Source organism: Mesorhizobium sp. M4B.F.Ca.ET.017.02.2.1 (genome assembly GCF_003998955.1).
GTDB classification, from domain to species: domain Bacteria; phylum Pseudomonadota; class Alphaproteobacteria; order Rhizobiales; family Rhizobiaceae; genus Mesorhizobium; species Mesorhizobium abyssinicae.
On sequence record NZ_RZOF01000235.1, the window covers coordinates 1 to 10,344 of the forward strand.

A 10,344-nucleotide genomic window follows, 5' to 3' on the forward strand; every position below is an offset into this window, starting at 1 on the left:
GTCTGGGCATGGCGACCGGGCAGGGCGGTGGCGATGAAGCCCTATGTCGACCATATCCTGTGCATCCTGCCTTTCGAGGTGAAGGCGCTCGCCCGCCTCGGCGGTCCGCCTGGCACCTATGTCGGGCATCGCCTGGCGCGGGATCCTGGCGTGCTTGGCGCAGCCAAGGCGCAAGGGCTCCCCCGGGACCTGGCGGGGGATCGCGTCAAGACGCTGCTGGTGCTGCCGGGTTCCCGTCGTGGCGAAGTACGCCGGCTAATCGAGCCGTTCGGCAAGACGATGTCGATCCTGCGCCAGCGTGGGCATCGCCTGCGTCTGCTCTTGCCGACCGTGCCGCACGTCGCCGAGCTGGTCAGGGCTTCGGTCGCCAGTTGGGACGACAAACCGGAGATCATCGTCGAGCCCGAACGCAAATGGCAGGCCTTCGGCAAGGCCGACGCCGCGCTGATCGCCTCGGGAACGGTATCGCTCGAACTGGCCCTGTCGGGCGTGCCGATGGTGTCGTGCTACAAGCTCGATCCCGTAGCGCGGCTGGTCATGCCTCATCTCATTTCCGTCTGGTCGGCGCTGCTGCCCAATCTGATCTCGGACCGGACCCTGGTTCCGGAGTTTTACGACCAGTATGTCCTGCCGGAGAACCTCGCCAGGCAACTGGAGACGCTGTTTTCCGACACCGGCATGCGCGCCTGGCAGAAGGACGGGTTCGCCGAGATCGCGCGGCGCATGGCGACGGACAGACCGTCAGGCGATATCGCCGCCGAGGTCGTTCTGCGACACATCAAATAAAAAGCGCCCTCGCGGGCGCTTTTTCACCTTTTCGCTCGGGCGCGATCAGCGCTTGGCGATCGGCACGTAGTCGCGTTCGGCGGCGCCCGTGTAGAGCTGACGCGGCCGGCCGATCTTCTGGTGCGGATCCTCGATCATCTCCTTCCACTGCGCGATCCAGCCGACGGTGCGGGCGACCGCGAACAGCACGGTGAACATGGTGGTGGGGAAGCCCAGCGCCTTCAGCGTGATGCCGGAATAGAAGTCGACGTTCGGATAGAGCTTCTTCTCGATGAAATAAGCGTCGGTGAGCGCGATCTTTTCCAGCTCCATGGCGATGTCGAGCAACGGGTCGTCCTTGATGCCGAGCTCGCCCAGCACCTCATGCGCGGTCTTCTGCATGATCTTGGCGCGCGGATCGTAGTTCTTGTAGACGCGATGGCCGAAGCCCATCAGCCGGAACGGATCGTTCTTGTCCTTGGCGCGGGCGATGAATTCCGGGATGTGGTCGACATGGCCGATTTCGCCCAGCATGTTGAGCGCCGCCTCGTTGGCGCCGCCATGCGCCGGGCCCCACAGGCAGGCAATGCCGGCGGCGATGCAGGCAAACGGATTGGCGCCCGATGAGCCGGCAAGACGCACCGTCGAGGTCGAGGCGTTCTGCTCGTGATCGGCGTGCAGGATGAAGATGCGCTCCATGGCGCGCGCCAGCACCGGATTGATCTTGTACTCCTCGCACGGCACCGCAAAGCACATGTGCAGGAAGTTGGCGGCGAAGTTCAGCTCGTTCTTCGGATAAATGAAGGGCTGGCCGATGTGGTACTTGTAGGCCATCGCCGCGATCGTCGGCATCTTGGCGATGAGCCGCATCGAGGCGACCATGCGCTGGTAGGGATCCGAAATGTCGGTCGAGTCGTGGTAGAAGGCCGACAGCGCGCCGACCACGCCGCACATGACAGCCATCGGATGCGCATCGCGGCGGAAGCCGGTGAAGAAGCGCGACATCTGCTCATGCACCATGGTGTGGCGCGTCACCCGGTAGTCGAAGTCGTCCTTCTGCGCCTTGGTCGGCAATTCGCCGTAGAGCAGGAGGTAGCAGACCTCGAGGAAGTCGCCATGCTCGGCGAGCTGGTCGATCGGATAGCCGCGGTGCAGCAGGATGCCGGCGTCGCCGTCGATGAAGGTGATGGCCGACTCGCAGCTTGCCGTCGAGGTAAAACCGGGATCGTAGGTGAAGGCGCCGGTGGTGCTGTAGAGCGCGCCGATGTCGATGACGTCAGGCCCGACCGAACCGCTTCGCACCTTGAATTCATGCGTCTTGCCGGCGAGTTCCAGCTTGGCGGTCGACTCGCGCGGGTTGGCCCCCAAGTCCAGTTTTGTTGCAGCTTCGCTCATTAGAAACTCCTTCTTGTTTCCTCATGCCGGCAAGGCAAATTCCTGCAAAACGACACATCGAAATCACCGGAATGCGCGTACTCGCCACCGCATTTTAGGAGGTGCGTGCCAGATTGGGCCAAGGCCTAATGTTGCACTGCGAAACGCGCCTTTCAATGCCAATCTTCTTGGGCCAGTTCGCTCCTAATCGATTTGATCCGCGATGCGCGCCAGGCTTTCCTCGCGGCCGAGCACGGCAAGCACGTCGAACACGCCGGGCGACGTGCTCCTGCCGGTCAGCGCGGCTCGCAGCGGCTGCGCCACGGCGCCGAGCTTGTGGCCGCCGGCCTGCGCGAAGTCACGGATCGCGGCCTCGGCGGCAGCTGCCGTCCAGTCGCCAGAGACCGCTGTCAGCGTCGCATGGGCGCCACGCAGAACGGCGCGCGCCTCGCCGGAAAGCAGCGCCGCCGCCTTCTCGTCGACCGGCAACGGCCGCTCGGCAAACAGGAACCCCGCGCCGTCGACCAGTTCGACCAGCGTCTTGGCGCGCTCCTTGAGGCCGGGCAGGGCCGCGAGCAACTGCGCCTTCTTCTGGTCGTCGAGCCGGGCGGCGAGCGCGGGGCCGCCTTCGAGATAGGGCAGGGTGGCGACGAAGATGTCGAAAAGCGCATGATCGTCCATCTTGCGCATGTGCACGCCGTTCAGCGCCTCGAGCTTGGCGAAGTCGAAGCGGGCGGCGCCCTTGTTGACGTCGCCGATGTCGAACCAGCCGATCATGTCCTTGATCGACATGACTTCGTCATCGCCATGGCTCCAGCCGAGGCGGGCGAGATAGTTGAGCAGCGCCTCCGGCAGATAGCCCATCGAACGATAGGCCTCGACGCCGAGCGCGCCATGCCGTTTCGACAGCTTGGCGCCGTCGGCGCCATGGATCAGCGGGATGTGCGACATCGACGGCACATCCCAGCCCATGGCGTTGTAGATCACCGTCTGGCGCGCTGCGTTGGTCAGATGATCGTCGCCGCGGATGATGTGGGTGACGCCCATGTCATGATCGTCGACGACGACGGCGTGCATGTAGGTCGGGTTGCCGTCCGAGCGCAGGATGATGAAATCGTCGAGATCCTTGTTGGGAAAGCGCACCTCGCCCTGCACGCGGTCGTGCACGACGGTCTCGCCGTCGGTCGGCGCCTTGATGCGGATGGCACCCTTGAGGCCGGGAGGCGCCTCGGACGGGTCGCGTTCGCGCCACTGGCCGTTGTAGCGCGGCGGCAGGCCCTTGGCCCGCGCCGCCTCGCGCATCGCCTCAAGCTCCGCGGGTGTCTCGTAGCTGTAATAGGCCTTGCCCAGGCGTACGAGCTGCTCCGCGACCTCGCGATGGCGCGGCGCGCGCTCGAACTGCGACACGGCCTCGCCGTCCCATGACAGGCCGAGCCAGGTCAGCCCGTCCAGGATGGCAGCGGTCGCCGCCTCGGTGGAGCGCTCGCGATCGGTGTCCTCGATGCGCAGCAGCATGGTGCCGCCGGTGTGCTTCGCATAGAGCCAGTTGAACAGCGCCGTGCGCGCCCCGCCAATGTGCAGGTAGCCTGTCGGCGAGGGGGCAAAACGGGTGACGACCTTGTCGGACATGGCACTCTCAGGCTGGCACAGGAAGCGGGCGTGGTGGCGCGGACTTTCGCGTTTTCGGCGTTCATGTAGCATAGGAGGTCTGGGGCGCAAGGGGCAGACCTGATGGCTGGACGAGGCCGCGGCGCGGAGGAGGGCGAGGGGACGACAGCTGGCGTCAGCGAGCGCCTGCTGTTTGTTGACATGCTGCCTGCCGATGCCGCGCCGGTTTCGCTTCCGGAGCCGCGTCCGGCCAAAGAGATTTTGCCGCCCGATGGAGGTGGATTCCGCCCGGCCTCGCCAACGGCAACCATCACGCGGCTCCGCAGGCAGCTTGGCCGCGTCTCATGGCCGGCGTTTCACCGCAGCATCGGCAACGCGGCCACGACCGAGCTTGATCGCGGCATCGGCTTCCTGCTGGTGCCGGTGTTCCTGGCTGCCGGCGTGATCTTCTATTTCTCGCTGAACGCCGAGCCGGATCTCTACAGGCCGCTTGCGGCGGTGGCGCTGATGGCTGTCTGCGCGCTGGTTTCGCGCTCGCGGCCAAGGACGCATCTCCTCTTCATGGCGGCGTTCTTTTGCGCCCTGGGCTTTCTCGCCGCAAAGGTCGAGACCTGGCGCGCCGCGACCCCGATGCTCGGTTCCGAGATCCAGACCCGCCTGACCGGCCGCCTCGTCAGCCTGGAGGAGATGGAGAACGGCCGCGTCAGACTGACAATCGATGTGATCTCCACCGCCCACCCAAAGCTGCGCTACGCGCCGGAGCGGGTCAGGCTTTCGGCGCGGAAAGTTCCCGCCGACATGACCGCCGGCTCGCTGCTGACGGGCTATGCAAGGCTGCTGCAGCCGACCGGCCCGGTGCGGTCGGACAGCTACGACTTCTCCTTCGACAGCTATTTTTCGGGCATTGGCGCCAGCGGCTTTTTCCTCGGCAATCCAAAGACAATAGCCAGCGAAGAGGCGCCAGCGACGGCGCGCCTCGCTTCCGCGATCGAGAAGGCGCGGGAGAGCATCGCCGACCACATCCGCGGCCTGGTTGGCGGCCCGGAGGGCGAGATCGCGGCGGCGCTGATCGTCGGCGTGCGCGCAGGCATTCCCGATGAGATCAACGAGGCGATGCGGCGCACCGGCATCTACCACATCATCTCCATCTCCGGCCTGCACATGGCGCTGGTTGCCGGCACCATCATGCTTCTGCTGCGCGGCGCCTTCGCGCTGTTTCCCGACTTCGCCTCGCGCCGGCCGGTCAAGAAATATGCCGCCGCCGCCGCGCTGGTCTCGATCGCCGCTTACCTCGTCTTCTCCGGCATTGTGGTCGCCGCCGAACGCAGCTTCATCATGCTGGCGGTGATGCTTGTCGCCGTGCTGTTCGACCGGGCCGCGCTCACCATGCGCAATCTGGCGATCTCGGCCATCGCCGTCATTCTTGTGTCGCCGCACGAAGTGGTCGGCCCGAGTTTCCAGATGTCGTTCGCCGCCACCGCCGCGCTGGTCGGCGCCTATGCCGGCTGGTCGGACTATCGGGCCGACAGGACGACCGCGCCGCCGCCGAAGCGATCGTTCCTTCACTTTGCGTCGCGAAAGCTGGTGATGGGGATGGGCGGCCTTGCCATGACCTCAATCATCGCCGGCAGCGCTACGGCGCTTTTCGCGATCTGGCACTTCCAGCGCGTTTCGCCGCTCAGCCTGCTCGCCAACCTGGCCGTCATGCCGATCGTTTCGGTGGTCATGTTCCTGGGGGTCGCCAGCGCCCTGACGATGCCGTTCGGTCTCGACTGGCCATTCCTGTATCTGATGGGCAAGGGCCTGACGGCGATGATTGCGATCTCCGGGTGGATCTCCGAACGCTCGCCGGTCGATGCCGTCGGGCTGATCTCCATCCAGTCGGTGCTTTTCGTGACGATAGCGCTGGTCATCGCGACCATGGCCACGACCTGGCTGAGACTTGCGGCGATCCCCTTCGCTCTGGCCGGCCTGCTGACGGTTTCAAATACCCGCACGCCCGATGTGCTGATCTCGGAGGATGCGCATCTGGTGGCGATGCCGATCGGCGGCGGCGAACTCGCCGTCAACCGGGCGCGGTCGAACGAATTCACCACCGACAACTGGAAACGCGCGCTGGTGGCCGAGACCATCGTCGAGCCGGAGACCTTCGAGACAGGGGATGCACGCTTCGACATCGATCCGCTCGACCTGCCGCCTGGCTCGCCATTCTACTGCAGGGACGGACTGTGCCTTGCCCGGCATCCGTCCGGCGCAATCGTGGCGCTCGCGGAAAACCGCAAGACGGCGCGGCCGGCCTGCGCCTTCGCCGACCTGATCGTCATCGACGACGCCACCGCCTACAGTCCCTGCTGGAATTCGCTGGCCCTCGTCGTCACCAAACGCCAGCTCGCCCGCTCAGGCAGCGCCGCCGTCTTCTTCGATCCGCAATCGGCGACCGCGCAAGCAACAATCCGCTACGCGGTCGAAAAGCCCTACCGGCCATGGCACGAGCAGCGCAAATACTCTCGCGAGGCGAGGGGACTGCCGCCATACCAGAGACCCGAAAGACCGGTGGTCAAACTGGCGCCGTCCGCTCAGTAGCGCCGGATCAGGCCGACCAGCTTGCCTTGCACCTTGACCCGGTCAGGGCCGAAGATGCGGGTCTCATAGGCAGGGTTGGCGGCTTCGAGCGCGATCGATGCGCCCTTGCGGCGGAAGCGCTTCAGCGTCGCCTCTTCCTCGTCGACCAGCGCCACAACGATCTCGCCGGGGCTCGCCGTGTCGGCGTTGCGGATGATGACCGTGTCGCCGTCGAAGATGCCGGCCTCGATCATCGAGTCGCCCTTCACCTCCAGCGCATAATGCTCGCCGCCCGAGATCATGTCGGGGGGCACCGAGATCGAATGCGTCTGGTGCTGGATGGCGTCGATCGGCACGCCGGCGGCGATGCGGCCCATTACCGGGATCGACACCGCCGACACAGCGTCGTCGTCATTGCTGGGGGTGCGCGACGGCGACGCCGGTTTGATCTGCCGGCCGAGATTGCCCTGTCCGAGGCTTCCCTGGATGACGCTCGGCGAAAACTTCTTCGCGGCATTGAGGCCAGGCGCGATCGAATCGGGCAGGCGCAGCACTTCCAGCGCACGCGCCCGGTTGGGCAGCCGGCGAATGAAGCCGCGCTCCTCAAGCGCAGTGATCAGCCGGTGGATGCCCGACTTCGAAGCCAGATCAAGCGCCTCCTTCATCTCGTCGAAAGAGGGCGGAATGCCGCTTTCCTTCAGCCGTTCATGGATGAACATCAGGAGTTCATGTTGTTTGCGCGTCAGCATGGCGGCCCCCACGGGTTCTGAAACCAGAATCAGAAAAACAAACCCAGAACAAACACTATCTGTTCCAGTTGTGTTCCGCAACCGTTTAAAGTTTAATGAATGCGTTGACGTTTTGTTCAGCGTAGCATCAGAACGCGACAAGCGTCGCCGACGGCGGCGGCCGGGGCGAAGGGCTCTCGCACCACGAGGCCATTGGCGTCGGCGAGCATGCGCAGCATCGAGGAGTCCTGGATGCCGAAGGGCGTCGCAACCAGTGAGCCGGCTTCTTCGCGGACGACGGCCCGCACGTAATCCTGCCTCAGATCGTTTGCCTGCATCGCGGCGCCCAGCCGCGCCTCGCGAATGTCCTGGGTGAACGCGCGGCCACCGAGCCGCGCCAGCAACGGCTTCAGGAACAGCTGCGAACAGACCAGGCTCGCCACCGGATTGCCGGGCAGGCCGATGCAGCGCGCGGGTCCCAGCCGGCCGAACATCAGCGGCTTGCCCGGGCGCATGGCGATCTTCCAGAAATCGAGCGTCATGCCTTCGCCGGTCAGCACGCCGTGAATGAGATCGTGGTCGCCGACCGAGGCGCCGCCAAGCGTCACGATGACATCGGCCTGCTGCTCGACGGCCTGCCTGACCAGCGCGGAGATCGCTTCCCTGCGGTCGGCGGCAATGCCGAGATCGAGCGCGCGGGCGCCGACCGATTGCGCAGCGGCGGCGACGCCATAGGCGTTGGACGAGATGATCTGATCGGGACCGAGTTCGCTGCCGGGTGGCAGCAGTTCGTCGCCGGTGGCGATGATGGCGACCAGCGGCCGCTTCACCACAGTGAGGCGCGGGTGGTTGGCGGATGCCGCCAGCGACAGTGCCGCCGGATCGAGCAGCCGGCCCTTTTCCAGCAGCACATCGCCTTCTACGAAGTCGAGCCCGGCGCGGCGGATGTTGCGCCCTTCAGCGGTCGGCTCGGTCACTTCGATCGTGCCGCCGCCGAGATCCTGCACATTCTCCTGGATGACGATAGTGTCGGCGCCTTGCGGCACCGGCGCGCCGGTGAAGATGCGCACGGCTTGCGCCGTGCCGACGCTGCCTTCGAAGCCGCGGCCGGCCGGCGCAATGCCGATCACCGAAAGCCGCGCCGGCACGGATGCCACATCGGCGGCGCGCGTCGCATAGCCGTCCATGGCTGAGGCGTTGAAGGGCGGCTGCGTGCGCAGCGCCACCACAGGCTCGGCCAGGACTCGGCCAGCGGCGTCGATCAGTGCGACGCTTTCGCTGGCCCGCGGCGCCGCGCCATCCAGCAGGCGCTCGAGCGCCTCGGCCACAGGAACCAGCGCCATCAGGCGCCCGCCCCGGCCGACTTGTAGTCGCCGGACTCGCCGCCGGTCTTTTCGACCAGCCTGATGCCGGAGATCACCATGGCGCGGTCGGCGGCCTTGGCCATGTCGTATATGGTGAGGCAGGCGACAGAGGCCGCCGTCAACGCTTCCATCTCGACGCCGGTCTTGCCGGTGACACGGGCAAGCGCGGTGACCTTGAGGCCGGGCAGCGACTTGTCCGGTTCGATATCGACGGAAACCTTGGTCAGGAGCAGCGGATGGCAGAGCGGGATCAGCTCATGCGCGCGCTTGGCCGCCATGATGCCGGCGATGCGCGCGGTGCCCAGCACATCGCCCTTCTTGGCATCGCCGGCAAGGATCATCTCAAGCGTTTCGGCGCGCATCGAGACAAAGCCCTCGGCGATCGCGGTGCGCACCGTTTCGGCCTTGTCGCCGACGTCGACCATGTTGGCTTCGCCAGAGGCGCCAAGATGGGTGAGGGCGGCCGCCATCGTCAGACGGCCTCGGCCGGCGCCTTGCCTGTCAGAAGCAGGCGAGTCGCCGCCGCGACATCCTGTTGCCGCATCAGGCTCTCGCCGACAAGGAAGGTGCCGATGCCGCTCTTCTCCAGCCTGCGGCAGTCCTGATGGGTGAAGATGCCGCTCTCGCTGACCAGCAGGCGGTCGGCCGGCACCATCGCCGCCAGCCGCTCCGAAACGCCGAGGCTGGTCTCGAACGTCCTGAGGTCGCGGTTGTTGATGCCGATCAGCCGTGACGAGAGCCGGAGCGCCCGCTCCATCTCGGCCTCGTCATGCACTTCGACCAGCGCATCCATGCCGAGTTCGAGGGCCGTCGCCTCGAGCTCGCGCGCCATCGCGTCGTCGACACTCGCCATGATGATCAGGATGGCGTCGGCGCCCCAGGCGCGGGCCTCGAACACCTGATAGGGGTCGAAAAGGAAATCCTTGCGCAGCGCCGGCAGGGCGACGGCGGCACGCGCGGCGGTGAGGAATTCGGGCGCGCCCTGGAAGGACGGGGCGTCGGTCAGCACGGAGAGGCAGGCCGCGCCGCCATTCGCATAGGCCTTTGCGAGCGCCGGCGGATCGAAATCGGCGCGGATCAGCCCCTTGGACGGGCTCGCCTTCTTGATCTCGGCGATCAGCCCGAAGCCGCCGGCCCTGCGCCTGGCCTCTAGCGCGGCAAGAAAGCCACGCGGTGCCTCGGCGGCTTGAGCCCGCGCCTTGATCTCGGCCAGCGGCACGCGCTGCTTGGCCGCCGCTATCTCCTCGCGTTTGTAGGCTTCGATCTTGCGCAGAATGTCGGACAAGGGCTCTACTCGTTCGAAATTTCAACCAGCCGACCGAGCACTTGGAGCGCGCGGCCGCTGTCGATGGCTTGCGCTGCGCTCGCCATGCCGTCGGCGAGCGTCGTCGCCTTGCCGGCCACCACCAGGCCGGCGCCCGCATTCATCAGCACGGTGTCGCGATAGGCGCCCGCAGCACCTGCCAGCATGTCGCGCAGCGCCTTGGCGTTGTAGGCCGCGTCGCCGCCGCGCAACTCGTCCTTGGTGTGGCGCTGCAGGCCGACCGCTTCGGGAGTGAGCGCGAAGGTGCGGATCTCGCCGCCGGCAAGTTCCGCCACCTGCGTCTCGCCGGTGGTGGTGATCTCGTCATAGCCGTCGCCGTGAACGATCCAGGCGTGCTCGGTGCCCAGCGCCTTCAACGCCTCGGCAACCGGCATGATCCATTCCGGCAGGAACACGCCGACCATCTGCCTGCTGACGCCGGCCGGATTGGACAGCGGTCCGAGCAGGTTGAAGATGGTGCGCGTGCCAAGCTCGCCCCGGATCGGGCCGACGTGCTTCATCGCCGGATGGTGCGCCGGCGCGAACATGAAGCCGACGCCGGCTTCATGGATGCAACGGCCGATCGTCTCCGGTCCGATGTCGATCTTGACGCCGAGGGCGGTGAGCACATCGGCAGCTG

At 66.2% G+C, this 10,344-nt stretch carries 9 protein-coding genes; 2 read left to right on the forward strand and 7 right to left on the reverse strand.

Annotated features, from left to right (window positions below; translation table 11 throughout):
• Positions 1-786 (forward strand): lipid-A-disaccharide synthase (locus EN738_RS23590; RefSeq protein WP_127285804.1); only part of this gene is annotated, 786 nt, incomplete at its 5' end.
• 45 nt (positions 787-831) lie between these two features.
• Here the strand turns inward: EN738_RS23590 and gltA are convergent.
• Together gltA and gltX are read right to left on the reverse strand one after the other, a co-directional pair.
• Positions 832-2,160 carry a citrate synthase gene (gene gltA / locus EN738_RS23595; protein WP_127285805.1) on the reverse strand — a complete coding sequence of 443 codons (1,329 nt, stop codon included), beginning with the start codon at positions 2,158-2,160 and terminating at the stop codon, positions 832-834.
• A 183-nt stretch (positions 2,161-2,343) separates the two neighbouring features.
• The gene (gene gltX, locus EN738_RS23600) at positions 2,344-3,768 is read right to left on the reverse strand and encodes a glutamate--tRNA ligase (RefSeq protein ID WP_127285806.1); all 1,425 of its coding nucleotides are present in this window, start codon (positions 3,766-3,768) and stop codon (positions 2,344-2,346) included.
• A 102-nt stretch (positions 3,769-3,870) separates the two neighbouring features.
• Here gltX and EN738_RS23605 point away from each other — a divergent pair, with 102 nt between their 5' ends.
• On the forward strand, positions 3,871-6,330 hold the full coding sequence (locus EN738_RS23605; protein ID WP_127285807.1) for a ComEC/Rec2 family competence protein: 2,460 nt from the start codon (positions 3,871-3,873) through the stop codon (positions 6,328-6,330).
• On the opposite strand, the gene lexA is transcribed toward EN738_RS23605, so the two are convergent.
• From lexA to trpD, 5 genes are all read right to left on the reverse strand, one after another.
• Positions 6,324-7,058, reverse strand: coding sequence for a transcriptional repressor LexA (gene lexA, locus EN738_RS23610; protein ID WP_126054478.1), 735 nt, complete (start codon positions 7,056-7,058; stop codon positions 6,324-6,326). The genes EN738_RS23605 and lexA overlap by 7 nt on opposite strands.
• A gap of 116 nt (positions 7,059-7,174) precedes the next feature.
• Complete coding sequence (glp, locus tag EN738_RS23615; protein ID WP_127285808.1) at positions 7,175-8,380, reverse strand: gephyrin-like molybdotransferase Glp; 1,206 nt, start codon at positions 8,378-8,380, stop codon at positions 7,175-7,177.
• The gene (moaC, locus tag EN738_RS23620) at positions 8,380-8,871 is read right to left on the reverse strand and encodes a cyclic pyranopterin monophosphate synthase MoaC (protein WP_127285809.1); all 492 of its coding nucleotides are present in this window, start codon (positions 8,869-8,871) and stop codon (positions 8,380-8,382) included. Before moaC ends, glp begins: the two co-directional genes overlap by 1 nt.
• Positions 8,872-8,873: 2 nt before the next feature.
• Positions 8,874-9,686 (reverse strand): indole-3-glycerol phosphate synthase TrpC, encoded by an 813-nt coding sequence (trpC, locus tag EN738_RS23625; protein WP_127285810.1) that lies wholly within the window; start codon positions 9,684-9,686, stop codon positions 8,874-8,876.
• A 5-nt stretch (positions 9,687-9,691) separates the two neighbouring features.
• Positions 9,692-10,344: anthranilate phosphoribosyltransferase (gene trpD / locus EN738_RS23630; RefSeq protein WP_127285811.1), on the reverse strand; the 653-nt coding region annotated here is incomplete at its 5' end.